The organism is Xylanibacillus composti, from assembly GCF_018403685.1.
Taxonomy (GTDB): Bacteria; Bacillota; Bacilli; order Paenibacillales; family K13; genus Xylanibacillus; species Xylanibacillus composti.
On sequence record NZ_BOVK01000022.1, the window covers coordinates 36,871 to 61,528 of the forward strand.

The window sequence follows — 24,658 nt, forward strand, 5'->3', positions numbered from 1 at the left end:
AATCGGGCCTCGCAAAAGCAATAGGCATATGCTTCGAAGCTGTTCTTCGCTTTTGTGGGCTATGTTTAGGAGGTGAAATTGTGACAACCACTCAAAGCAAGCTGGTGTATCGCAAGCCCACGGCCGAAGATGGCGGGAAAGTGTGGCAGCTCGTCAAAGACACGCAGGTGCTGGACTTGAACTCGGCTTACAGTTACATCATGTTTTGCGATTATTTTGCGGATACCTGTGTGGTCGCGGAAAGCGATGGCGCGATTGTCGGATTTGTCTCCGCCTTTTGTCCGCCAGGGAACGCGGAAACGCTGTTCGTCTGGCAGGTTGCAGTCGATTCTTCCCAAAGAGGCAAGGGCGTGGCAACGGAGTTGTTAAGAGTGTTAATGCAGCGTGAAGCATGCAGACAAGTGAATATGGTAGAACTGACGATTTCCCCGTCCAATCAAGCGTCACGAGCGCTGTTTATGCGCATGGCTCGAGAGTTGAATACCGATATGAACGTTCGCTCCGGTTATGCCGCAGCGTTATTCCCTGGAGGGGGCCATGAGGACGAGGAGCTGTATCAAATCGGCCCGATCCCTTCCGCAAAATAAAGTATTGGAGGAATTACCCTATCATGACAAATGCCAACGTGATGGAAAAACCGCAAACGATCGAGCTGTTCGAGGAGCTGGAATCCCAAGTTCGCAGTTACATTCGCAGCTTCCCGACGGTTTTTACCAAAGCGAAAGGATACCGGTTGTGGGATGAGGCCGGGAAGGAATATATCGATTTTTTCGCAGGAGCAGGATCTCTGAACTACGGACATAACCACCCTGTGCTGAAGCAGAAGGTGATTGACTATATGATGGAAGACGGCGTCGTGCACAGTCTGGACATGGCGACGAAGGCGAAGGCTGAATTCCTGAAGCGCTTCGAGCAAATTATTCTGAAGCCGCGCGGCATGGATCACAAGATCATGTTCCCGGGGCCGACCGGCACGAACTCGGTAGAAGCCGCTTTGAAAATTGCGCGCAAGGTCACCGGCCGCGATACGATTATGTGCTTCACCAACGCTTTCCACGGCATGACGATGGGCTCGCTGTCGATAACAGGCAACGCCATGAAGCGGGAAGGCGCGGGCGTGGCGCTGCATAACAGCGTATTTATGCCTTATGACGGGTATTTCGGCGAAGAGGTGGATACGGTCGATTACATCGATGCGATGCTGCAGGACAACGGCAGCGGTGTAGATAAGCCGGCTGCGATCATCTTTGAGACCGTGCAAGGCGAGGGAGGCATTAACGTCTCCAGCTATGAATGGATGAAGCGGATCGAGCAGCTGTGCCGCCGTCATGATATTCTGCTGATTGTCGACGATGTGCAGATGGGCTGCGGCCGGACCGGCACGTTCTTCAGCTTCGAGAAAGCAGGCATTGAGCCGGACATCATCTGCATGTCCAAGTCGATTGGCGGCTTCGGCCTGCCGTTCGCGATCACCCTGCTTCGTCCGGAGCTGGATATCTGGAAGCCGGGCGAGCATAACGGGACGTTCCGCGGCAACAACCTGAGCTTCGTCGCGGCGGCGGAAGCGCTGTCCTTCTGGGCGGACACGAAGCTGACGGAGAAGATTGACCGTCAGGCCGAGCAAATTCAGGAGACGCTTGAATCCGTGGCCAAGGCCTATCCAAAGCTGAAGGGGTCAGCGCGCGGCCGCGGCTTCATTCAAGGCATCGCCTTCGAAGCGGGGAGCGCTGCCGACGAAATTTCCGCCGAAGCGTTCAAGCGCGGGCTGATCATGGAAACGTCCGGTGTCGAAAGCCAAGTGTTGAAAGTTATGCCGCCGCTAACGATAGACGACAAGGGACTAAACGAGGGGCTGGAGCTGCTGCGCCAAAGTGTGAAGGCAGTACACGACCGGCTTGACGGCTAAGGAACCGGCAGTGACCATGCCCTAATTAAGCGATGGAGGGACGATGAACCTGCAAACTCCTGGATCGGCGGCAGCCCAGCATCAGCCAGGGGATGGGGAGTCCCTGCCATCTCAGGGATGCGTTGAGCGGGACACCTATTACAGAAGGGAGATCATCAACATGATTGTCAAACAACTGGAAGACCTGATCGGGACAGAGGCGGATGTCGATACTGAAACCTGGAACAGCCGCAGGCTGCTTCTGGCCAAGGATAAATTGGGCTATTCCCTGCACGATACGATCATCAAGGCAGGAACGGAAACGTACATCTGGTACAAAAACCATGTCGAATCCGTCTACTGCGTGCAGGGCAGAGGAGAAATCGAGGATCTCGACAACGGCAAGACGTACCCGATCAAGGATGGCACGCTCTATGTCCTGAATGGACATGAGAAGCACTATTTGCGTGCAGAGGAGGACATGCGCATGATCTGTGTCTTCAATCCTCCGGTGACCGGCAAGGAAGTGCATGACGAGAATGGCGTCTATCCGCTGATCGTGGAGGATGACGAGGAGCAAGCCAACCCGATCACGGCCAAGTAAACACGTTAACCTTTTCCATATATAAATAGATGAGGAGCTGATCACGTGGGTACCACGCAAACGACCAAAGACCTTTATCCTTCGCGGGTGAAATCCCGTCCTGAAATCTTGGAAAGACAGGACCCTGTGCTGTACTCAGAGGGTACAAGCGGATCTCTCGCGAAGGAGCAAGCGGATTTTTACCGGGACAACGGGTATTTGTTCCTGGAGAACTTTTTCTCCCCGGAAGAGACAGAACAGCTTCGCAGGGAGCTGAGGTCCATATGGGAGGAAGGCGCGCATGCCGACCGGCCGGAGGTAATTCGCGAGCCGAACAGCGATGTGGTTCGTTCCGTCTTCGCCGTTCATCGGGACTATGCGGCATTCCATGCGTTGGCGACATCGGAAAAGCTGCGCGGCATCGTTCGCTACATTCTCGGGAGCGATGTGTACATTCACCAGTCGCGGATCAACTTCAAGCCGGGGTTTATCGGCAAGGAATTTTACTGGCATTCGGACTTCGAGACTTGGCACGTGGAGGACGGGATGCCCCGGATGCGGGCATTGAGCTGCTCCATTGCGCTTGAAGACAACTTCCATTACAATGGTCCGCTCATGGTGATTCCGGGTTCGCAGAATCATTATGTCGCCTGTGTAGGGGAGACGCCGGACGAGAACTACAAAAATTCCTTGCGCAAGCAGGAATACGGCACACCGGATGATGAGAGCATGAAATGGCTGGTGGAGCAGGGCGGGATCGATACGCCCACGGGTCAAAAAGGCTCGGTGCTGCTCTTCGACTGCAATATTATGCACGGCTCGGCCAGCAACATCTCGCCGTTTCCGCGAAGCAATGTGTTCTTTGTTTTCAATAGTGTGGAAAACCAACTGGCCGAGCCGTTCTCGGGCAAGAAGCCCCGCCCGGAATATATCGCTCACCGGGACACGATCATTTAACTCACTAATTTTCCTGCATGCAGACTGACTGAGCCAAGCTCGGTTAGTCTTTTTTTGTTTTTGCGGGCTGGTGCTCACAGTAAGGTCTGCGGTTGCTGCAGAAGCGGACAGAGCTGGGGCTGGGGCGCGCAGATCGAAAAGGGGCGCACAGCATGGACAATCGGCCCACGAATGAGAGACAGCATAATCATAGAATATGTTAGCTGTCTCGAAAGGTGGTGATCGCAAATGAGTGCAGCAGCAGGATATGGCTTCACAAATACGGGCACGATTCTGGTACTCTACATTCTCCTGGTCATCGTATTGAGCGTAGGATTCTTCGTGTAACATCGAGGCGGACGCGGGTACTGCGCGGGCGGCTTCGGCTGGCTAAAGCCAGCCGGGGTCGTCCTCATACTTAACGCGAACGTTAGGGCAAGGAGGGATATCATCCATTGAATTATATTGAAATGCTGACCAAGTTCGGCATAGGCAGCGCGCATCCCGGCGGCTTCGCGGCTACGCTTCAGCAATTCCAGGAGCATCCGCTGCAGGCAGGCAGCCGCATACTGGAGGTGGGCTGCGGGACGGGCCGTACGGCGTGCTATCTGGCGGAAGAGGGACATGTAGTCACTGCTGTCGATCTGCAGCAAGGCATGGTTGCCAAAGCGGAGCGGCGGGCGGAAGCGCTCGGGCTGCAGGTGACATTCCGACAGGCGGATGCCTGCGCATTGCCATTCGACGATGAACAATTTGACGTTGTAATTGTGGAGTCGGTCACCAATTTTGCCGAAGCGAGACGGGCTGTGCCGGAATACTTTCGCGTTCTGCGAAGCGGCGGCGTCTTATATGATAGAGAGATGATGCTGCAGCAAGCCGCAGCGGAGACTCCGCGATTGGATGAAATTCAGCAGTTTTTTGGCATGCCTCAGCTGATGCGGCGCGAGGAGTGGGTGGAGCTATTGCGCAGCCTGGGCTTTGCCCGGGCAGAGATACCGCAATACAGCTTGTTCACAGAAGAGATCAAGGCTATGCAGCTCATGTATGAGGATGAGCATGAATATATCGATGACGATGTATATGCCAATGCAGATTTATGGCACATTGCGCTGCGTCACGATCAGATTATTGCAGATTGTATCGATTATTTGGCTTTTGGCCTGATCAAAGCGGTAAAGTGAATCCAGCGTGTCCCTCTTCCCTGAATTAGCGATGGCTGGCGAAGCGATCTCCTTGCAAGGACATGAAACCTGCCTGGCATTGGCATACTAAGCGTGAATGCCAGCCAGAAGGAGGAGATTGTTGTGACATCGAGAGAAGAGAGCAGCATGCAGGAACAGACGCCGTTGTCCCAAGCGCAAAATTCGGTGGACCGCTTCTCTAACGCGGTAGCTCAAGCGCAGACCCGTCCGGATGCGGATATGCTTCAGCAGGCGCGCGAGGCGGAGGAACGCGCCTCCCATGCGCTGTCTCAGGCTCAGGCAGCCGATCACACTGAAGCGGTTGTGCGCGTCAAGGAGCGCTTCGAGGAAGAAAAGGCGCGTCTGGATGAGGCGGATGACAATTTGCACGGATAATCCGCACGGCAGTTGCGGCGGCCCCGGGGAGATGCCCTGGGGCTTTTTTTTTTCGTATGCTTGTGAGTATGGGGCCCAGGCTTGTTTCTTTGGCTGGAAGCGGGATTGGGCTCCAGGGCTGCATGCTTGGGTGTTCGCGCGATAATGGAGGCCGAGTTGAATGGATGCTGGTGCCGGCGCTGTCCCAGGGGGAGAAGCGGCTGGTGCTGATGGAGGCGCGTTGCTTTCCTAGAAGGGAAAGTGGCTGCAGGCTGGCGCTGAGGGTTGATGAACGTAACTTCCTAGGAAGGCTAGTGGTTGCAGATTGGTGCTTCAGTTCGAATGGAACTTGTAACGGAAGTGAGAAGCGCTAATTCGCAGATTTCGAGGAGATTTCACTTTTAACGGAAGAGAGAGACCTTATTTGATGAGTCAGTTGCGGTAATCGGGGATTTTCAAGGCAATAAGGGCTGTAGGTTCCGTAAGAATGAAGGATGAGCAAAAAATGGGCAAATAGTGTCGGTGGCTTCCGTTAGATGCAGACGTGTCTGACTGATGCTTATATTTTGTTAGATGCAGACAGTTCAATCGGCTATTGTCAGGTACACACACTAACCTTGCCGCCCATCCCCGGCTGTTCGTGGCATCCTCCACAGCGGTCCGCATTTTCCTTGCCTACCCTTGCAGCCGATCGGAATTGGGCGCTGGCGCTTTATAATCAAGGTGCATATGGTGTATGATAGAACAATAGCGAATTTTTATGGGCGAAAGGTTGAGAGCAGTGGAAGCGAATACGAATGCGACTTCATCAAATTTTATCAAGACCATCGTATCCGAAGACTTGAAGAAAGGCGTCGTCGATAAAGTAATCACGAGATTTCCGCCCGAGCCGAACGGCTATTTGCATATCGGGCATGCGAAATCGATCTGCCTGAACTTCGAATTGGCGGATGAGTATGGCGGACGGACAAATTTGCGCTTTGATGACACGAATCCGTTGAAGGAAGATACGGAATATGTGGAGTCGATCAAGGAGGATGTGCGCTGGCTCGGATTTGACTGGGACGAGCTGCATTATGCCTCCAACTATTTCGACGAGCTGTATGAGCGGGCACAATTGTTGATCCGCAAGGGCAAGGCCTATGTCTGCGATTTGAGTCCGGATGAGATCCGCGCGTCGCGCGGAACCTTGACGGAGCCCGGGCAAGAGAGTCCTTACCGGAATCGCTCGGTCGAGGAAAATGCGGATTTGTTTGAACGAATGAAGAACGGGGAGTTCCCGAACGGCTCCAAGGTGCTGCGGGCCAAGATCGATATGGCTTCCCCGAATTTGAATATGCGCGACCCGGTCCTGTATCGCATCTCCCATGCTGAGCATCACAATACAGGCGACCGCTGGTGCATCTATCCGATGTACGACTTTGCGCATCCGCTTAGCGATGCAATAGAAGGCGTGACGCACTCGCTGTGTACGCTGGAATTTGAGGATCACCGGCCGCTGTACGACTGGGTGGTGGAGCAATGCGAGATGCCAAGCCGTCCGAGGCAGTATGAATTTGCCCGGCTCAACATGACGAATACGGTCATGAGCAAGCGCAAGCTGAAGCGGTTCGTCGACGAGGGGATCGTCGATGGGTGGGACGATCCGCGGATGCCAACTATCTCGGGCTTGCGCCGCAAGGGATATACGCCGGAAGCGATCCGCGCATTCGCCCGCGAGATCGGCGTGGCGCGCAGCAACAGCCTGGTGGATGACCGGATGCTGGATCATTTTATCCGCGAGGATCTGAAGCTGAAGGCGCCCCGGACGATGGCGGTGCTGCAGCCGTTGAAGGTTGTCATTACGAACTATCCCGAAGGGCAGGTCGAGTGGCTGGAAGCGGAAGTGAATCCGGAGGTGCCCGAGATGGGCGTCCGTCAAATTCCGTTCTCCCGTGAAATCTACATCGAACAGGATGATTTCATGGAAGACCCGCCGAAGAAGTACTTCCGGCTGTTCCCCGGCAATGAGGTGCGTCTGAAGCATGCGTACTTCATTAAATGTGAGGAAGTCATCAAGGACGCAGACGGTCAAGTGGTAGAGCTGCGCTGCACCTATGATCCGGAAACGAAGAGCGGGACCGGGTTTGCCGGCCGCAAGGTGAAGGGGACGCTGCACTGGGTGGAGGCTTCCCATGCGGTTCCTGCCAGCTTCCGGCTGTTCGAGCCGCTGCTGGCGGAGGAAACGGAAGAGCAGCCGGACGCGGAGGAGACCGGGGATGATTTCCTCAAGCAGCTTAACCCGAATTCCTTGCAAGTGCTGCAGGGCTTCGTCGAGCCGAATATGAAATCAGCGAGGGCGCAGGATAAATTCCAATTTTTCCGCCATGGCTATTTCAATGTTGATCCGAAAATGACCGCCGACGAGCAGCTTGTCTTCAATCGAATCGTCTCGCTCAAGAGCTCGTTCGATCCGAAGGCAGGGCAGTAGTTCCCGGGGCAAGCAAATCGTAAATGAATAGGCAAGTCTTGATGGAAGCCTGTTCCGTCATGCAAGTGATCTCGTGCAGGAGGCGCCAAGGAAGCGCACCGCCTGCAGCTTGCATGCGCGGGGCAGGTATTTTTCATTTACAGCTGCGATCAGGGCTTCTGCCTGCGTGCGACGAGCCACGGGAAGCGGGTGAGGCGGAGACGAGTTTGTTTCGCGCGTTTCACGCACTTAGCCGGCTAAAGTATGTAATAAAAATGAAGCCATGTTCGAATGGCTTCACGAAAAGTGAATTATTGAGCTATCGACTTTATATCATGGTCGTAGTATAGTCCGAGATGATACGCTTGCGCCAGAAGTTTTTCGAAAGTTTCCGGATTGGAATCCAAAGTGTCATACAATATTTCAACCTTGCTGTTCGAGATACCGCAGAATCCGGCAATTCCGATGTTTAGGTGATGGCTCATCATCTTGTCGTACTTGTACTTCTCATAATGTACTTTCGGAGCCGAAGCCAATCCAATCCACAGTACTTTTTTATGAGGCAGTTTGTTCGCGCCGTACGCGAATCCGTTGTTCCACACACGGTCAATATATCCTTTTAGCATGGCTGGGAAACTGTGCCACCATACCGGGAAAATATAGACGAGAGCATCGTGTTTCATCATACGTCCGATCTCCGCCTCCACCTCGGGCGAGTAGATCTTGCGAGCAGAAGATGATTCGGGTTCATCCGCCTCCCACAATACCGGATTAAACCCGCTGCGATGCAGATCCAGCACTTCCGACTCATGTCCGCCATCGGCGAGTCCCTGTGTGAATCTTTCTGCAACAGAAAAGGTTAAGGATTGCACCCTAGGGTGTGAAACAACGGTCAAGACTCTCATAGTCGTCACCTTCCATTCTTTTTACTTTTCACCTCAAGCGAGGTACGATAAAATTATCTGATAAGACATAATTAATGGGAAGAACGTACTTTTTTGTACTATAGGAACTTTAAAGTGAGAAAGGCACCGAAAAGTACCTATTGAAAGTATAAGTAAGGGGGTTATTCCATGGAAATGCAAAATATAAGGACTTTTAACATTCCTGCCGAAGCGACGCTGGAGGTCATAGGAGGCAAATGGAAGTTGCTGATCTTATGTCATTTGAACTGTGGGACCGGCCCCAAACGAACGAGCGAATTAAAAAGGAATATTCCTGATATTACACAAAAAATGTTAACGCAGCAGCTTCGAGAGTTGGAGGAGGCCGGCATCATCATTCGAACAGTTTACAATCAAGTGCCGCCCAAAGTCGTCTATGAAATGAGTGAGTTTGGAATGTCGCTGAAATCCATATTAAACCAACTGGACGAGTGGGGAAAGCAATATATCCAGCAGCGCACCTGGAAGTCCTCCTGCTCCGAATGAGGACGCCCGATGGGTATGCGCCAGGAGATGTTCCTTCATCCGAGCCGTTAGTGGTGAAAATGAAGACGCAGCGAAGTATCCGGATAGCAAGGATACGACAGGAGCGATGCAAAATGGCTTTCGTGGTTCGGCCGTTTCCGGAATGGTCCTGGTCACAGTCGAGGGATCAGCTGTTTCGGGAATGTCCACGCAAATATTACTATCATTATTATGCCTCCCACAATGGATGGCAGCGCGAAGCGTCGGAAGAGGCGCAAGCTGCCTATCGGCTGAAGCAGCTGGCTAACCTGTACTTGGTGATGGGGGATGAGCTGCATCAGATAGCAGAGCATCTGCTCCAGAGATGGGAGGAGCAAGCCGGCGACGCGGCGGCAGACGAGCTGGTGGAGCGCTTGCGGCGTCGGCTGAATCAGGCATTTCTCGATTCGCGGGATGTGCCTCGCTGGAAGCGGGCGCCGAAGAAGAGCACCATGCTGCATGAGATGTACTACATAGGGGAGCTGCCTCAAGATCGGGTGGAGAAAATCAAGCGCCGCCTGCGCGTCTGTGTCGATGGCCTGCTTCGCAGTCTGACGTGGCGGGAGCTAACGGCAAGCCCGTCGATGCGCATTGCGGAGGTAGAGCAGCTGCGAACGTTCGAGGTGGAGGGAACGCCGGTATATGTGAAGATGGACGCCCTGTTGGAGGATCGCTCCCGCGAGCGTCCGTGGATCATGGTGGACTGGAAGACGGGCATGGAGGATGAGAAGAATGAGGAGCAGCTAATCCTGTATGCCATCTATCTCGGAGAGCAAGCAGGCATACCGCCCGAGCAGCTGGAGCTGCGCGTGGAATATCTGCTCACCGGCGAGACGAAGACCGTCTACGCCGACCAGGCGGACATGGAACGGGTGCGTGAGGCGATGAGCCGCAGCATGGCCGCTATGAAGGCTTGTCTCGCCGATCCGGAGCGCAATGCGCCGAAGCCGAAGGAGGCTTTCGCGAGCCGCCCGAGCCGAGCGGTATGCGCAGGCTGCAATTTCAGGGAACTGTGCGAGGAGAAGGCATAAGCAGCTGCGGATGATCCGTTAGCGAGCGCTCTGCATGTGCCGCCGTGCTTGGCGCGCGGCTTCGAAGCTTTCACCGGGACAGAGCAGGCGGAAGGTTGACAAAAGCCGGCTTACCCTCTATAGTGGCTCCATATTCCATGAAACGGATACACTAGACAGAAACAGCATGGCGGAGGAAGGGCGCTTCCCGGACGGCCGGAAACGACGCGGGGGTGTGCGCTCGGGATGCTATGTCGGTAAGGAGCGGGTGAAGTTGGCATTGATTCAGGTTGAAGACATTCTGCAGGCGGACCGCCTGCTGCAGAAGGCGGTAGATCGGACGCCGCTGCTGCGCAACGAAGGGTTGTCGCAAAAGTATGGCTGCCAGATGTTCCTGAAGCGGGAGGATTTGCAGGTGGTGCGGTCCTTCAAGATTCGCGGCGCCTATCACTTTATGCAGACGCTGACAGAGAAGGAGCTGGCCAACGGGGTGGTGTGCGCCAGTGCTGGCAATCATGCACAGGGCGTGGCTTATGCTTGCAAGGATATGGACGTGAAGGGCACGATCTTCATGCCGGCGACAACGCCGCGCCAAAAGGTGAATCAGGTACGCTTCTTCGGCGGGGAAGCAGTTGAGGTGCAGCTTGTGGGCGATACGTTCGACGATTCGTACCGGGAAGCGACGTCTTATGCCGAGCAGCAGGGCAAGGTGTTCATCCACCCGTTCGATGACGAGCGGACCATTATCGGGCAAGGAACGGTAGGACTGGAAATTCTGAATCAGATGAAGGAGCCGCTCGATGTGCTGATTCTGGCTGTAGGCGGCGGCGGCTTGGCGGCGGGTGTCGGCTCGTATGTGAAGCGGATTAGCCCGCATACCCGCATTATTGGCGTGGAGCCGGAAGGAGCGCCGGCTATGCGGCGTTCTCTGGACTCGGGGGAGCGTGTTGTGCTGGAGTCCATCGACAAGTTCGTAGACGGAGCTGCAGTCAAGCAGGTGGGCGAGCGAACGTTGGATATCTGCCGCGAGGTGCTGGACGATGTCTTGACAGTGCCTGAGGGCAAGGTGTGCACGGCGATCCTGGATATGTACAATCTGAATGCCATTGTCGTCGAGCCGGCCGGAGCCCTTCCTGTGGCTGCGCTGGACTTCTTGCAGGAGGAAATCCGCGGCAAAAATGTAGTATGCCTCATTAGCGGGGGCAACAATGACATTAGCCGCATGCAGGAAATCAAGGATCGCTCGCTGATTTATGAAGGCCTGCAGCATTACTTTATTATTAACTTCCCGCAGCGCAGCGGGGCTTTGCGGGAATTTCTCGACAAGGTGCTTGGGCCAGGCGATGACATCACGCGCTTCGAGTATACGAAGAAGACGAGCAAGGAGAACGGGCCGGCGCTTGTAGGCATCGAGCTGCGCGCCAGGGAGGACTACGAGCCGCTGTTGGCCCGGATGGAGCGCGAAGGGATTCAGTATTTGGAGCTGAACAAGAACCCGGAGCTGTTCCACTTCTTAATTTGACTCCCTTGTGGAGGGAAGACTGCCATGCAACGGGTGGCGGCAGTCTTCCGTAAGAAACCGAATCCTTCGCCAATCCGCGGCAGAGCGCCGAAAGCACCTTGTGCCGCGGCGGACGTCCTGTTCCGGCAGGACCGCGCGGAGGATTCGGTTTCTTTGTCATGCTCAGACCTTTGCGATCCGGTAAGCGGCAATCTGGCAGGCTGCCGACGAGGAGGCCCGGCGTTATCCCGCCGGGTTTTTGACGATGGTGAAATTGCTGTCCAGCAGCAGCCAGTTTTGCGGGAACGGCAGGCCGAGCTTCCAGTAGCTGATCCCCCGCAAGCCCAGCTCCTTCATGAGATTGAATTTGGCCTGAATGGAGCGGGCATCCTCGAACCAGACCTTGTGGCTTGCCCCCTCGTCATCCACGTAATCGAAATGCGGCGCCTGCGCCTGCCAGTCATATTGGATGGCGGCATTCTCGCGGGCGGCCAGCGCTATGGCAGCCTGCGGACTCAGCGCTCTGGCATATTCGCCGCCGGGAACAAAGGGCAAGGTCCAATCGTAGCCGTACAGGTTCTGGCCCATCATGATCTTGGAGCCCGGCATTTCGGTAAGGGCGTACTCCAGCACCTGCCGAACGGGTCCGATCGGCGATACCGGCATTGGCGGTCCGCCGCTGTACCCCCACTCATAAGTCATGATGACGACGAAGTCTACGATTTCGCCATGAGCGCGGTAGTCATGAGCCTCGTACCAGGCGCCCGCCTGCGTTGCGCTGGTTTTCGGCGCCAAGGCGGTCGAAATCAGATAGCCTTGTTCGTGAATTCGCGCAGCTGCCCTGCGCAAGAAGCGGTTATATGCTTCACGGTCAGCCGGACGCAAAAATTCGAGGTCAAAGTGAATATCGCGAAATCCGTAACGCGCGGCCGCGTCCAGAATATTGTCCAGCAGCCGGGTCTGGACCGCTTCGTCGTTCAGGATAATGCGGCCCAGCTCATCGCTGAACTGCTCGTTTTCCAGGTTGGTGACGACCATCATTAACGTCACGCCATGCTGCTCGGCAACTGCCGGCAAGGACTCCAGCGGCGGGGGATCGAGCGTGCCATCCCGCTGTATCTGGAAGCTGAACGGAGCCAGATAAGTGAGATATGGCGCGGCTTCTTGTGCAGCCTGAAGCAGCTCCGGAGAAACACTTTCACCCCGCGGCTCGATATATGCGTTCGCTTCTGTTGGAACCTTCGGCTGAGGGGGGATATACAGACGCACCCCCACCTGCAGCGGCATATTCAGGTTCAGTTGGTTCACGCTCGCCAGGCGCTGCACTGACAGCCCGAAACGCGCGGCGATTGTGTACAGGCTATCCCCTGGCTGCACCCAATAATATTGGCCGTTAATCGGTATGACCAATGCTTGGCCAACTACTAGCTGGCCAGCATTGGGCAATGCGTTGGCGCGCACGATCTCCTCGACCGTTGTTCCGTATGCCTGCGCAATGCCCCACAATGACTGTCCTGGTTGAATCACATGAATTTGCATGAGCTTGTGCCCTCCGATCCAGAAACTCCCTATCGCTCATATATATTCGCGCAGGTTGGCATTCATACGCCCTTTCCAGCAAAGCCCTTTGTCCACTTCCGGGATGGGTCCATGCTGGAGATCAGTTTGCGTGTGATTCGGCAGGCGACAAATGTTTTCGTTTAAAGACTCGGGTTTTCGCACACGATAGAAAGGACTTCCAGTGTCGGAGGAAAGTGTCATGAAGCGAGAGCAATCAGGCCAGAAAGAGCCAGCGGTTTGGCGGGTATTGCAGGAGCAGTTCGGCGGCATGGCCGATTACCGGAGCCAATCCGTGAAGCAGGACAACAGCGAGCTTATGCTTGCCTATCTGGAGTCTATTGTGGACAGCAAGCTCATTCCGGAGCGACTCGTCAAGCCGTATTACGAAAACAAGGCAATCTATGCCCAGTACTTGGCGGCGCTTGGCCGACCGCTGCAGGATCGGGACGTTCAACAGGCGGCGCAAGCGATGCTCAGCGGGCAAGTGATTTGCTGTCTGGACGGCCAGGTGTTCGCCTGCGAGCTGCGGAAGAAGGAGGCTTCTCCTGTCGGGGAAGCCAAGGTAGAAAAGACGGTTCTGGGGCCAAAGGATACGTTAACCGAGAGCCTGGATTCGAACCTGATTTCATCATCCCGTTAAATGAAATGAGTTCCGCTATTCGGGTGGTGAAGTATGGGTTGATCCTGATGGCCACTTTTTTGTTTGGGCTGTTGGGCGTCATGATCGGGTTTATCGGCTTGCTTTACTATATGTGCAACCTTCGCTCCTACGGACAGCCGTACTTGAAGCTGTTCACCAAGGAGAAGCCGCTGCCTGAAGGGAAGCAGGAGCGCTCGAGATCATCATTGTTCTGAACTTTCCTATCATTATGTTCATTATGTTCAAGGGTGTCACGAACACATATTTGTCCTGGGACGCCATTCGCGAGGCTGTGACGCATGTAGGCCATATGCCCGGCCTGCTGTCTCTGGCGGCGGCTTCAGGATCGGATCAACCGCACGTTCAGCGAGCAGCTGGAGCGCATTCTGAAGGAAGCGCAGCAGCAGGGTATGGATCCTGTAGGGTTCGGCTTGCGTTACCGGGCCATGCATGCGGACGAACAGGAGTGGGAGGACTGGAAGGCCGCTTATCCCGATGCAGGCATTCGTGCGGACGTGCAGGTCACGCTGGAGGGAAGCGGGCTGATTGACTAGGCGATTTTATGGGGCGGATTTCGTGCAACTTTTGCTAGTAGTGGGCGTCTAATTGTGTAATTCAATTATTTCACTAGACAGGAGAGTGAGCAGGAAAAATGACAGCATGGAGGAAAGCTGGGCTTGCTGTTGCTGTAGCGGCTTGTTTGCTGGCGGCTTCCCCTTTCATGCAAGGGGGCGAATGGTTGAAATCACGACCGGCAGCAGCTGCAGATGGAGGAGTCGGGACAGAGCGTACGATTACCGTCACTGGCCAAGGCTCCATGGAGATTGCGCCGGATATCGCGTATGTGCAGCTAGGTATCCAAACCCGCGCCGCGACCGCGCAGGCCGCGCAATCGGAGAATGCCGAAGCCTTCCAGGAGCTTGAGAAGGTTCTGTTCGAAACGTACAAGCTTGATCCCAAAGATGTGCAGACTACGGGTTTCCACGTCAATCCGGAATTCGACTATTCAGACAAGCAGGGGCCTAAAGTGACCGGTTATGCGGTGACGCACGCGATTCAAGTATCTTATCGGGATCTGGAAACGATTGGTCCGCTGCTCGACGCGGCTTCCCGGGCCGGGGTCAACCAGATTAACGGCATACGCTTCGGCACAGAGAAATCCGAACAATATGAAATCGACGTGCTGGCTAAGGCGATGGCGAATGCGCGTGCGAAGGCCGAGGCAATCGCCAAGACCGAGAATCGCACCGTTCAGCAGGTGCTTCACGTTTCGCAAGGGCAAGTGAGCATGCCTGACAACGGGCTGTTCCCTGCGCGGAAGATGGTGGAGCTGACGACGGAGCAAGCGGTGTCTACCCCGATTTCAGCTGGTCAGCTTACGATCAGCACGACTGTTACGGTACAATATTCGTTTTAAGCTTTCGTGTGTCTGACGAGAATAAATAGGGAGAATAAAACAAAGCACTATACGCGAAAAAAGGGGATAGCATGAATGAGCTGGAGTTGGAAGAGGAATATAGCGGCTGTACTGGCAGCCGTTCTGATGATGAGTGCGCTTGGCATATTGCCGGCCGCGGCAGCAGGATCGCCTAATAATAGCGTGGGGGGCACTACGGTACAGGTTGCCCTATATCTGGACAGCAAGCAGGCGTTGTTGAATGGAGAGCCGGTTGATCTGGCATATCCTGCTACCTCGATTGATGGCCGGACTTTCCTGCCCGCCAAGTTTCTGGGCGATTCCTTCGGGTTTCCGGTCATCTGGCATGAAGCTACGCAAACAATTGAGATGCAGCTTCCCGGCGGAAGTACGGTTTTGCTGGATCAGAAGGCCGGGACTGCTTACTTGAACGGCGCGTTTCTGCCATGGGATTCGGTGGCCGCAATCAAGGAAGGCACGCTGCTGGTGCAGATGTCCTGGATTTGTGATTTGATCGGTGCTCAGTACAGCTATGACAGCAATATCCGCAAGATAGAAGTGACCTTTCTGCGTTTGCCGGGTTCCATCTACAATACGCAAACTGGCAATTCCCTGCCTACTGCCAAGTTCGCGTTCACCAAGCCCAGCTACCGATTGGGAGAGCCTGTCGAAACCGTGGATCTCAGCTATGATGCTGACGGCGACGGACTCGTCAAGTATGAATGGTCAGGCAAGCAGGCCGCCTATTTCCGGCCCGGTGAATATGAAGTTACCCTGCGGGTGACCGATTCCCAAGGGAATGTGAGTCCCCCTTACACCCGCAAGCTGAAAATAGACGATATTCCTTACTTAACGGAGGAAGAATATCCATTCTATTACGGAAAAATCGGTTCGATCGTTCCGATGAGCGGAGCGCTCCGCAGTTATGTGAGTCGGATGCCTCGTGTTGACGGGGAGACTCTCCCGGTAGAAGATCGCAAGCTGCTGGTCAGCGACAGCCCGGAGACGATTACGGAGGAAGGCGTCCTGTATCGCGACACGATCCAGGGCAAAGCGCGCATTTATGCGCATCACCTGAACGGTACGGATGAGCCGATCACGGTCGCTGTCATGCTGACTAATCCCGGCCGTGATCCGGTTACGCTGAGAGCGACGAACAAAGGCGAGGTATATCCGAACCTGTATGCGCATTTGATTGGCTATCAGGCTGCGGTTGATTTCCTGTTGCGAGACCCGTTCAACAAGACGGTGACTGTCCCTCCTGGGGAGACTCGGTTATTTATGCAAATGCCGACGATGTATCCTTATCAGGGTATCAATATGATTTATGATGTCGAGACGGATGGTCGGCTTCAGGTGAGTGTCGTGGCCTCTCATCGCTCAGACGGCTTGAATGAAGTTGTGCAGCGAGGACGAGAACTGCCTTACAACGGACATGTGCGCGGCACCTTCGTGCAATCGGATGTCATCAAACGGGTTAACGCGGCGACCATGCGGGAGCCTCACCATATGCTGATTGCCGATGGCACGACCGATCCTTACGTGCAGGGCTATGATGTGTTCCGGGGCGAGTCGGTCACGAACAAAGGCAACTATGGCGTCACTTACAAGGTGCACATCGACAACCCGGGCGAAATGGCGCTGGGCATCGTGGCAAGAGGCGGCTTGTTCAAGGGCGTCTTCAAGATTAACGGCAAAATGGTGCTTGCGCCGCAAAGCGGCACGCTGACCGCCTATGACGGTGTGCTTCTGCTGCACCGCACAACTGGCGAGGAACGCTCGCTTGAAGTGGAATTTATCCCGCCGGCGGGGTCTGCTTTCCCGATCAGTCTCGTTATGTACCCGCTGCGGAAGGAGTAAAGACAGGGCATTATATTCCCTGTTCTCCTTATGTCAAAAAAATCCGGTATCCTTGCTGATCGAATGTGTCAGCAGGGAGCCGGGTTTCGCATTATAAGGTCAACCAGGTTCTGGTTGGCCTTATTTTTATGGGCGTATTACGATGGAGATAGCCGGGAGAACGTGGCGGCTTTAGAGGCAATGACCCCGTCAAAAAAAACGGTTCTCCCACTATTGACCATGTTTTTTTATTCGGAGTATGGGCGGCGGGGCTGGTGGGTGTCGGTGGGAGCTGGCGCTAGATTCCTTGAAGTCAGGTTTCATGGGGGGTGGTGCACGGATAACGGGAATTACTGTTCTTATGGCGCCGTATAACTCATTTTGGCCGATGATTAGCGGAATTTTTTGGTCGTATCCGCATGGGGATTTGTTTCATTCGGGTATGCGAACGGGGATAGGTCCAAATTTTGGTCTTCATTCATACGATCCATCCGATCCTGCTGTTTGAAGACCAATTTATTCCGCTATTTCGACACTTGGTTCTACTTGCGGCAGTTTGCAGGAAAGGCGGGGAGAAGCAACCTTTCAACGTAGAGTAGATGTGCAGGCGGAGGGTGCGAGCGGAGTGTCGATATCAGGCGGTGCAGACGGAGGGTCAGAAGGGATGTGGAGTCGGTGTGTGGTGCTCGGGCAAAATGGCATGAGGAGGAGGCAATTGATAGAGGGGGACAGCGGAAGATATAAGGGGACGGCGGCGACGGTTCGAGATGCTCAGGCGAATGTGGTGGGGCAAAGCATCAATAGGAGGAGGTGCAGACGGACGGCATGAAGGGATTGGGCGACGGTGTGTGGTGTTAAGGCGATGTGGTGGGCAACGGCGAGCGGCAAGTAAGAAAGCGGTGAAAGCAGTCAGGCCTTCCAAAGCAAAAAGGCCGCCCCTGGCCCATATCGCGGCTTCCGGGAGAATCGTTCGATTCTCTCCGTTCAATCCGCCAGACATGAGGTGCCGATGGGCAGCCTTATCGCGCAGTCTTAGCGTGCTCAGCAGACGTGCCGGCTTACGCTTCGCTTGTTTTCGTGATGACCTTGTCGATCAGTCCATAATCGGCTGCTTCGGCAGCGCTCATGAAGTAATCGCGATCCGTGTCCTTCTCGATGCGCTCCAGCGGCTGGCCGGTACGTTCAGACAGGATCTGATTCAGCTTGTCGCGCATCTTCAGGATGCGCTTCGCGCGGATCTCGATGTCCGAAGCCTGGCCCTCTGCGCCGCCGAGCGGCTGGTGGATCATAACCTCGCTGTTCGGCAGGGCAAAGCGCTTGCCCTTGGCGCCGGCTGCGAGCAGGAAGGCCCCCATGGAAGCGGCCATGCCCACACAAATCGTGGAGACGTCCGGCTTAATGAACTGCATCGTGTCAAAAATCGCCATACCGGCCGTGATCGATCCGCCGGGGCTGTTGATGTACAAGTGAATGTCTTTCTCGGGATCATCCGCAGTCAGAAACAGCATTTGCGCAATAATCGCATTGGCCACCTGATCGTTGACAGGTGTGCCGAGCAGAATGATCCGATCCTTGAGCAACCGGGAGTAAATGTCATAGGAACGCTCTCCGCGGTTGGTTTGTTCGACGACATAAGGCACAAAACTCATGAGGCTTTCCTCCTTTACCTGTTCCTGTATATTCAAAAGCCTTTACGTATTTTATTATACCTGATTTCAATACCAAAGGTCAAGAAAGGTCAAACTAGAATCAAAAAAAATGCAGTCGTTCTACCGGACTACCAGTGCACCTTCATTGTGGCGGCAACATGTAGAGAAACGCGCTCGCGAGGGATCGAACCTCGATCTCAGGCTCCGGAGGCCTGCGTCATATCCATTGGACCACGAGCGCATACTAGTTCGTAGAGGAGACAGCGAAACTAATTATAGGCGATCTCGGGGAAAAAAGCAAGGGGCATTCTGTCGCTTGCAATTTGGCAATAAATCCAATAGAATAAAGATTGTCGAGGGTGGGACGAAAAATGTTGGTCTGGGACATATAATGTCCAGCAGTGACGCGAGCTCCCCGATAAATCTCATGGCGCCATGTTCGGATTGGGGTGGGAGAAATTTGAGCAGTTTGCTGGAATTGCAGAAGCAGCTTCTTCCCGAGCTGATGGACGTCATGAAGAAGCGGTATACGATTCTCCATCATATCAAGCTTAGCGGCAGCATAGGAAGAAGGACATTAGCCCAGTCCGTACATATGACGGAGCGGGTGCTGCGCAGCGAGGTCGATATCCTCAAGCAGCAGGGGCTGCTCGATACGAACAGCACCGGCATGCATATTACAGCAGCGGGCGAGGAGCTGCTAGAGGGACTGGAGCCGTATATTCGCCAGCTGTTCGGCCTGACTGATCTGGCTGAGCGGATTCGCTGTCATTTCGGATTGAAGCAAGTGATCATAGTCCCTGGAGACTCGGACGAGTCGATCTTGGCGAAGAAGGAGCTGGGACGAGCGGGTGCTGCGGCGCTGCGCGAGGTTGTCCAGCCGCAGGATGTGATTGCGGTAGCAGGCGGTTCGACGATGGCGGAAATCGCTGAATGCTTAACGGCTTCGTCGGCGTTTCGCGGCACGTGGTTTTTGCCGGCGCGCGGCGGGCTTGGCGAGAATGTCGAGCTGCAGGCGAATTCCATTGCCTCAACGATGGCGAAGCGAACCGGCGGCCAATACCGGCTGCTGCATGTGCCTGACCATCTGAGCGAGGACGCGTACCAATCTTTGATACAGGAGCCGAATATCCGCGAGCTGATTGCGATAATCCGCAAGGCCCGCATCGTGGTGCACGGCATCGGAGACGCTATGGTGATGGCGACGCGGCGCAATGTGGATTCCGCCATGAAGGAAAGCCTGGCCCGGGAAGGGGCGCTGGCCGAAGCATTCGGCTATTACTTCGATCATAAAGGGCATGTAGTCCACAACATTCCAACCGTCGGTCTCCGATTGGAGGACATCTACAAGACGGAGCTGGTCATCGGCGTGGCCGGCGGCAAGAGCAAGGGCGAAGCGATAGCGGCTGTCTTGCGATTCGGCCATGAGGATATACTGGTTACGGACGAGGCCGCAGCAGAGCAAATTCTGCATTACTTATCTTAATGTTTTCATAACGGAGCTTATGCACCGTTTTGAGATAAACGCAAACATAATTTTTTTAAGGAGGACATTAACATGGTTAAAATTGGCATTAATGGATTTGGACGTATCGGACGCAACGTGTTCCGTGCTGCTCTGAACAATCCGGAAGTAGAAGTGGTGGCGGTTAACGATCTGACAGACGTGAAGATGCTTGCTCACTTGCTCAAATACGACACGACTCACGGCAGACTTGACGCAACGGTAGAAGTTGCAGAAGGCGGTCTGCAGGTAAATGGCAAGCTGGTGAAAGTATTCGCCGAGCGCGATCCTGGAAACCTGCCTTGGGGTGAGGCTGGCGCTGAGATCGTAGTAGAATCCACAGGTATCTTTACTGCGAAGGAAAAGGCGGAAGCGCATCTGAAAGGCGGCGCGAAGAAGGTTATTATCTCCGCTCCGGCAACGAACGAAGATATCACGATCGTTATGGGTGTAAACGAAGACAAGTACGATCCGGCAAGCCATACGGTCATCTCCAACGCGTCTTGTACAACGAACTGCTTGGCGCCATTCGCGAAAGTATTGAATGACAAGTTCGGCATCGTAAAGGGCATGATGACTACAGTTCACTCTTACACGAATGACCAGTCCGTTCTGGACGTGCCTCATAAGGACGCTCGCCGCGCGCGTGCTGCTGCAGAGAACATCATTCCTTCCACAACAGGCGCAGCGAAAGCTGTTTCTCTCGTGTTGCCTGAACTGAAGGGCAAGCTGAACGGTATGGCTATGCGTGTTCCTACACCGAACGTATCCGTAACGGACCTCGTTGTAGAACTGAGCCAGAACGTAACTGTAGATCAAGTCAATGCTGCGCTGAAAGAAGCTTCCGAAGGCGCGCTGAAGGGCATCATGAACTATTCCGAGGAGCCGCTTGTTTCGAGCGACTACAATGGCGATCCGGCTTCCTCCACGATTGACGCCCTGTCCACAATGGTTGTAGGCGACAACATGGTGAAGGTTGTTTCCTGGTACGACAATGAGTGGGGTTACTCCAACCGCGTTGTGGATCTCGCTTCCTACATCGCAAGCAAAGGTCTGTAAGACTGAAAAAAATCAATAAGGGAACCAAGAGGAGAAGCAATTCTCCTCTTTCCCTGATTATAGGGAACCCGCGAGATCACAAGTGTGAAAGAATGAAGGAGGATACCGTCATGAACAAGAAAAGCGTCCGTGATGTAGAAGTACAAGGGAAACGAGTTTTCGTGCGCGTGGATTTCAACGTGCCGCAGCAGGACGGAAAAATTACCGACGATACGCGGATTCGCGAAACCTTGCCGACGATTCAATATTTGATCGAGCGCGGCGCCAAGGTGATTCTCGCAAGCCATATGGGACGCCCGAACGGCGAAGTGGTGGAGGAGCTGCGTCTGACGCAAGCGGCCGCACGCTTGTCCGAGCTGCTCGGCAAGCCGGTGCAAAAGGCTGATGAAGCCATTGGCGAGAATGTGAAGCAATTGGTAACTCAGCTGAATGAAGGCGACGTGCTCTTGCTGGAGAATGTTCGCTTCTATCCAGGCGAAGAGAAGAACGATCCGGAATTGGCGAAGGCGTTCGCTGAGCTGGCAGACCTGTATGTGAACGATGCATTCGGAGCCGCTCACCGCGCGCATGCGTCTACAGAAGGAATCGCCCATCACTTGCTGGCGGTATCGGGTCTCTTGATGGAGAAGGAGCTCGAAGTGCTGGGCAAGGCGCTGTCTAACCCGGACCGTCCGTTTACAGCCATCGTAGGCGGTGCGAAGGTCAAGGACAAGATTGGCGTTATCGAGAACCTGCTGAACATTGCAGACAATATTATTATCGGCGGCGGCCTCTCCTACACCTTCTTCAAGGCGCAAGGATACGAGATCGGCAAATCGCTGGTAGATAACGAGAAGCTGGATCTGGCGCTGAGCTTTATTCAGAAAGCGAAAGAGAAGGGTGTCAACTTCATGCTTCCGCAAGATATCGTCGTGACAGACGATTTCAGTGTGGATGCCAACACCAAAGTCGTCGATGTGACTGCCATTCCGTCGGATTGGGAAGGCGTGGACATCGGTCCGAAGACGCGGGAAATCTATGCGAAGACGATTCACGAGTCGAAGCTGGTCGTTTGGAACGGTCCGATGGGCGTGTTCGAGATGGCGCCATTCTCTAACGGCACGCGTGCTGTAGCGGAAGCTTGCGCGACGACACCGGCATATACGGTAATCGGCGGCGGCGATTCCGCAGCGGCAGTCGAAAAGTTCGAGATGGGCGACAAGATGGATCATATCTCCACGGGCGGCGGCGCATCGCTGGAGTTCATGGAAGGCAAAGCGCTGCCGGGCGTAGTCGCATTGAACGACAAGTAAGAGAGGAGTGGGCAGGAACGTGAGAACACCGATTATTGCAGGAAATTGGAAAATGTTCAAGACAGCCGCCGAAGCGACAGCTTTCGTCGAGGCTGTCAAGGGCAAGGCAGAGGTCGGCGGCGTGGAAAGCGTCATCTGTGCGCCGTTCACTGCGCTCCCGGCGCTGGTGGAAGCTGTCAAGGGCACGACGATCCGGGTAGGCGCGCAGAACTTCCACTGGGAAGAAAGCGGCGCCTTCACGGGGGAAATCAGCGGCGTGATGCTGCAGGATCTCGGCGTCAAATATGTCATCATCGGCCATTCCGAACGCCGCGCTTACTTCGCGGAAACGGATGAGACGGTGAACAAGAAGACGAAGGCGGCGTTCCAGTACGATTTGATTCCGATCGTCTGCGTTGGCGAGAAGCTGGAAGAGCGCGAAGCCGGACGGACGAAGGAAGTGTGCAAGGTGCAGACGGACGCGGCGTTGGAAGGCCTTACGGCTGAGCAGGCGGCGAAGGTTGTTATCGCTTATGAGCCGATCTGGGCGATTGGCACAGGCAAGTCCAGCACGGCTGAGGATGCGAATGAGGTGATCGGCTACATACGCGAGCAAGTCGCTGCCAAGTTCGGCGACAGCACCGCGCAGGCGGTCCGCATCCAATATGGCGGCAGCGTGAAGCCGGCAAATGTGAAGGAATTCATGAGCCAATCCGATATCGACGGGGCGTTGGTAGGCGGAGCGAGCCTCGAGCCGAATTCCTACATTCAGCTTGTTGAGGGGGCGCGCTAAGATGAGCGTACCAAAACCGGTAGCTTTAATCATCCTGGACGGCTTCGGCTTGCGTGAAGACGATACGTGCAACGCAGTAGCGCAGGCCAACAAGCCGAACTTCGACCGTTATTGGACGCAATACCCGCATACGCAGCTGACGGCGTGCGGCGAGGCAGTCGGCCTGCCGGAAGGTCAGATGGGCAACTCTGAGGTCGGCCATCTGAACATCGGCGCGGGCCGCATCGTGTATCAGGATTTGACCCGCATTCACAAGTCGATTCGCGAAGGGGACTTCTACGAGAACGAAACCTTGCGGAAGGCGGTGCGCCACGCCAAGGAGAACGGCACGAAGCTGCATCTTTATGGATTGCTCTCAGACGGCGGCGTGCACAGCCATATTGACCATCTGTTCGCCTTGCTTGATCTGGCGAAGCGCGAAGGACTGAAGGATGTGTACGTGCATGCGTTCCTGGACGGCCGCGACGTGGCGCCTGACAGCGCAAAGCATTACATGGAGCGGCTGCAGGCGTATATCAAGGACAGCGGCGTAGGCAAGGTGGCGACCGTACAAGGCCGCTATTACGCGATGGACCGCGACAAGCGCTGGGATCGTGTCGAGAAGTCGTACCGCGCGATGGTCTACGGAGACGGTCCGACTCACCGCGATCCGGTGCAGGCCATTGTTGAGAACTACGAGCAGTCCGTCTATGACGAGTTCGTCCTGCCGACCGTGATGGTGGATGAAGACGGCAAGCCCGTCGGACTGGTGGAGTCGAATGATGCGGTCATCTTCTTCAACTTCCGACCTGACCGCGCGATCCAGCTGTCGCAGGTGTTCACGAACGACGACTTCCGTTCGTTCGAGCGGGGCGAGAACCCGCCGAAGGGCCTGTATTTCGTCTGTATGACCCTGTTCAGCGAGACTGTTGGCGGTTATGTCGCCTACTCGCCGAAAAACCTCGACAACACGTTCGGTGAGGTGCTTGTGCAGCACGGCAAGAAGCAGCTGCGCATTGCAGAAACCGAGAAGTACCCGCACGTCACCTTCTTCTTCAGCGGCGGCCGCGACAAGGAGCTTCCGGGCGAGACGCGGGTGCTGATTAATTCGCCTAAGGTGGCGACGTACGACCTGAAGCCGGAGATGAGCGCGTATGAGGTGGCAGAGGCCGCGGTGAAGGAAATCGAAGCCGACAAGCATGACGCCATTATTCTCAATTTCGCCAATCCGGATATGGTAGGCCATTCCGGCAAGATGGAGCCGACGATCAAGGCGATCGAAGCGACGGATGAATGTCTGGGCAAGGTAGTCGATGCTGTGCTGGCGAAGGGCGGAGTGGCCATGATCATTGCCGATCACGGCAATGCCGACATCATGTGCGATGAGAATGGCGGCCCGCATACGGCACATACGACGAACCCGGTCCCTTGCATCGTGACGAAGGAAGGCGTAAGCTTGCGGGAGGGCGGCATTCTGGCGGATGTGGCGCCAACGCTGCTCAAGCTGTTGGAGCTGCCGCAGCCAGAGGAAATGACCGGTCAATCATTAATTTGATTAAAGGATAAAAAAAGGAGAGAC

The 24,658-nt window shown here is 55.0% G+C and carries 24 protein-coding genes and 1 tRNA gene; 21 read left to right on the forward strand and 4 right to left on the reverse strand.

Annotation, left to right across the window (positions count from 1 at the left end):
• The first annotated feature begins 80 nt into the window (after window positions 1-80).
• From ectA to XYCOK13_RS08955, 8 genes are all read left to right on the forward strand, one after another.
• The gene (ectA, locus tag XYCOK13_RS08920; protein WP_308443016.1) at window positions 81-587 is read left to right on the forward strand and encodes a diaminobutyrate acetyltransferase; all 507 of its coding nucleotides are present in this window, start codon (window positions 81-83) and stop codon (window positions 585-587) included.
• A 23-nt stretch (window positions 588-610) separates the two neighbouring features.
• On the forward strand, window positions 611-1,906 hold the full coding sequence (gene ectB, locus XYCOK13_RS08925) for a diaminobutyrate--2-oxoglutarate transaminase (RefSeq protein ID WP_213411788.1): 1,296 nt from the start codon (window positions 611-613) through the stop codon (window positions 1,904-1,906).
• A 160-nt stretch (window positions 1,907-2,066) separates the two neighbouring features.
• A complete protein-coding gene (locus XYCOK13_RS08930; protein WP_213411845.1) occupies window positions 2,067-2,489 on the forward strand; it encodes an ectoine synthase in 423 nt (140 codons plus the stop codon).
• Between the two features lie 45 nt (window positions 2,490-2,534).
• The gene (gene thpD / locus XYCOK13_RS08935; RefSeq protein ID WP_213411789.1) at window positions 2,535-3,425 is read left to right on the forward strand and encodes an ectoine hydroxylase; all 891 of its coding nucleotides are present in this window, start codon (window positions 2,535-2,537) and stop codon (window positions 3,423-3,425) included.
• Window positions 3,426-3,653: 228 nt separating this feature from the next.
• Window positions 3,654-3,752, forward strand: a complete 99-nt coding sequence (locus XYCOK13_RS08940) for a YjcZ family sporulation protein (protein ID WP_213411790.1) — start codon at window positions 3,654-3,656, stop codon at window positions 3,750-3,752.
• 107 nt (window positions 3,753-3,859) lie between these two features.
• Entirely contained in the window at window positions 3,860-4,585 is a 726-nt protein-coding gene (locus XYCOK13_RS08945; RefSeq protein WP_213411791.1) for a class I SAM-dependent methyltransferase, read from the forward strand.
• 123 nt (window positions 4,586-4,708) lie between these two features.
• A complete protein-coding gene (locus XYCOK13_RS08950) occupies window positions 4,709-4,981 on the forward strand; it encodes a hypothetical protein (RefSeq protein ID WP_213411792.1) in 273 nt (90 codons plus the stop codon).
• Between the two features lie 760 nt (window positions 4,982-5,741).
• Window positions 5,742-7,430, forward strand: coding sequence for a glutamine--tRNA ligase/YqeY domain fusion protein (locus tag XYCOK13_RS08955; RefSeq protein ID WP_373314366.1), 1,689 nt, complete (start codon window positions 5,742-5,744; stop codon window positions 7,428-7,430).
• A gap of 290 nt (window positions 7,431-7,720) precedes the next feature.
• On the opposite strand, the gene XYCOK13_RS08960 is transcribed toward XYCOK13_RS08955, so the two are convergent.
• Window positions 7,721-8,314, reverse strand: a complete 594-nt coding sequence (locus XYCOK13_RS08960; protein WP_213411794.1) for an NAD(P)H oxidoreductase — start codon at window positions 8,312-8,314, stop codon at window positions 7,721-7,723.
• Between the two features lie 168 nt (window positions 8,315-8,482).
• On the opposite strand from XYCOK13_RS08960, the gene XYCOK13_RS08965 reads away from it, so the two are divergent.
• From XYCOK13_RS08965 to ilvA, 3 genes are all read left to right on the forward strand, one after another.
• The gene (locus XYCOK13_RS08965; RefSeq protein WP_213411795.1) at window positions 8,483-8,839 is read left to right on the forward strand and encodes a winged helix-turn-helix transcriptional regulator; all 357 of its coding nucleotides are present in this window, start codon (window positions 8,483-8,485) and stop codon (window positions 8,837-8,839) included.
• Between the two features lie 113 nt (window positions 8,840-8,952).
• Window positions 8,953-9,888 carry a PD-(D/E)XK nuclease family protein gene (locus XYCOK13_RS08970; protein ID WP_213411796.1) on the forward strand — a complete coding sequence of 312 codons (936 nt, stop codon included), beginning with the start codon at window positions 8,953-8,955 and terminating at the stop codon, window positions 9,886-9,888.
• A gap of 253 nt (window positions 9,889-10,141) precedes the next feature.
• Window positions 10,142-11,389 (forward strand): threonine ammonia-lyase IlvA, encoded by a 1,248-nt coding sequence (ilvA, locus tag XYCOK13_RS08975; RefSeq protein ID WP_244865086.1) that lies wholly within the window; start codon window positions 10,142-10,144, stop codon window positions 11,387-11,389.
• A 222-nt stretch (window positions 11,390-11,611) separates the two neighbouring features.
• Here ilvA and XYCOK13_RS08980 read toward each other — a convergent pair whose 3' ends face one another.
• Entirely contained in the window at window positions 11,612-12,907 is a 1,296-nt protein-coding gene (locus tag XYCOK13_RS08980) for a glycoside hydrolase family 18 protein (RefSeq protein WP_213411798.1), read from the reverse strand.
• A gap of 220 nt (window positions 12,908-13,127) precedes the next feature.
• On the opposite strand from XYCOK13_RS08980, the gene XYCOK13_RS08985 reads away from it, so the two are divergent.
• The 5 genes from XYCOK13_RS08985 to XYCOK13_RS09005 all read left to right on the forward strand — a co-directional run bounded on the left by XYCOK13_RS08985 (window position 13,128) and on the right by XYCOK13_RS09005 (window position 16,845).
• Entirely contained in the window at window positions 13,128-13,568 is a 441-nt protein-coding gene (locus tag XYCOK13_RS08985; RefSeq protein ID WP_213411799.1) for a spore germination protein, read from the forward strand.
• A 5-nt stretch (window positions 13,569-13,573) separates the two neighbouring features.
• The gene (locus XYCOK13_RS08990) at window positions 13,574-13,783 is read left to right on the forward strand and encodes a spore germination protein (RefSeq protein WP_244865087.1); all 210 of its coding nucleotides are present in this window, start codon (window positions 13,574-13,576) and stop codon (window positions 13,781-13,783) included.
• A 93-nt stretch (window positions 13,784-13,876) separates the two neighbouring features.
• Window positions 13,877-14,122, forward strand: a complete 246-nt coding sequence (locus XYCOK13_RS08995; RefSeq protein ID WP_213411846.1) for a Ger(x)C family spore germination C-terminal domain-containing protein — start codon at window positions 13,877-13,879, stop codon at window positions 14,120-14,122.
• Window positions 14,123-14,220: 98 nt separating this feature from the next.
• Complete coding sequence (locus XYCOK13_RS09000) at window positions 14,221-14,985, forward strand: SIMPL domain-containing protein (RefSeq protein ID WP_213411801.1); 765 nt, start codon at window positions 14,221-14,223, stop codon at window positions 14,983-14,985.
• Between the two features lie 75 nt (window positions 14,986-15,060).
• The gene (locus tag XYCOK13_RS09005; RefSeq protein ID WP_213411802.1) at window positions 15,061-16,845 is read left to right on the forward strand and encodes a stalk domain-containing protein; all 1,785 of its coding nucleotides are present in this window, start codon (window positions 15,061-15,063) and stop codon (window positions 16,843-16,845) included.
• Between the two features lie 1,037 nt (window positions 16,846-17,882).
• On the opposite strand, the gene clpP is transcribed toward XYCOK13_RS09005, so the two are convergent.
• Complete coding sequence (gene clpP, locus XYCOK13_RS09010) at window positions 17,883-18,503, reverse strand: ATP-dependent Clp endopeptidase proteolytic subunit ClpP (protein WP_280520890.1); 621 nt, start codon at window positions 18,501-18,503, stop codon at window positions 17,883-17,885.
• A gap of 139 nt (window positions 18,504-18,642) precedes the next feature.
• Window positions 18,643-18,714: transfer RNA gene (locus XYCOK13_RS09015), tRNA-Arg, on the reverse strand.
• A 219-nt stretch (window positions 18,715-18,933) separates the two neighbouring features.
• Between XYCOK13_RS09015 and XYCOK13_RS09020 the strand changes: the two genes are divergently transcribed.
• From XYCOK13_RS09020 to gpmI, 5 genes are all read left to right on the forward strand, one after another.
• Complete coding sequence (locus XYCOK13_RS09020) at window positions 18,934-19,959, forward strand: sugar-binding transcriptional regulator (protein ID WP_213411804.1); 1,026 nt, start codon at window positions 18,934-18,936, stop codon at window positions 19,957-19,959.
• A gap of 72 nt (window positions 19,960-20,031) precedes the next feature.
• Window positions 20,032-21,036: a type I glyceraldehyde-3-phosphate dehydrogenase gene (gap, locus tag XYCOK13_RS09025; RefSeq protein ID WP_213411805.1), complete on the forward strand. Its 1,005-nt coding sequence runs from the start codon at window positions 20,032-20,034 to the stop codon at window positions 21,034-21,036.
• A 110-nt stretch (window positions 21,037-21,146) separates the two neighbouring features.
• The gene (locus XYCOK13_RS09030; protein ID WP_213411806.1) at window positions 21,147-22,328 is read left to right on the forward strand and encodes a phosphoglycerate kinase; all 1,182 of its coding nucleotides are present in this window, start codon (window positions 21,147-21,149) and stop codon (window positions 22,326-22,328) included.
• 19 nt (window positions 22,329-22,347) lie between these two features.
• Window positions 22,348-23,100 (forward strand): triose-phosphate isomerase, encoded by a 753-nt coding sequence (gene tpiA / locus XYCOK13_RS09035; RefSeq protein WP_213411807.1) that lies wholly within the window; start codon window positions 22,348-22,350, stop codon window positions 23,098-23,100.
• Between the two features lies 1 nt (window position 23,101).
• On the forward strand, window positions 23,102-24,634 hold the full coding sequence (gene gpmI / locus XYCOK13_RS09040; protein ID WP_213411808.1) for a 2,3-bisphosphoglycerate-independent phosphoglycerate mutase: 1,533 nt from the start codon (window positions 23,102-23,104) through the stop codon (window positions 24,632-24,634).
• Window positions 24,635-24,658: the final 24 nt, after the last annotated feature.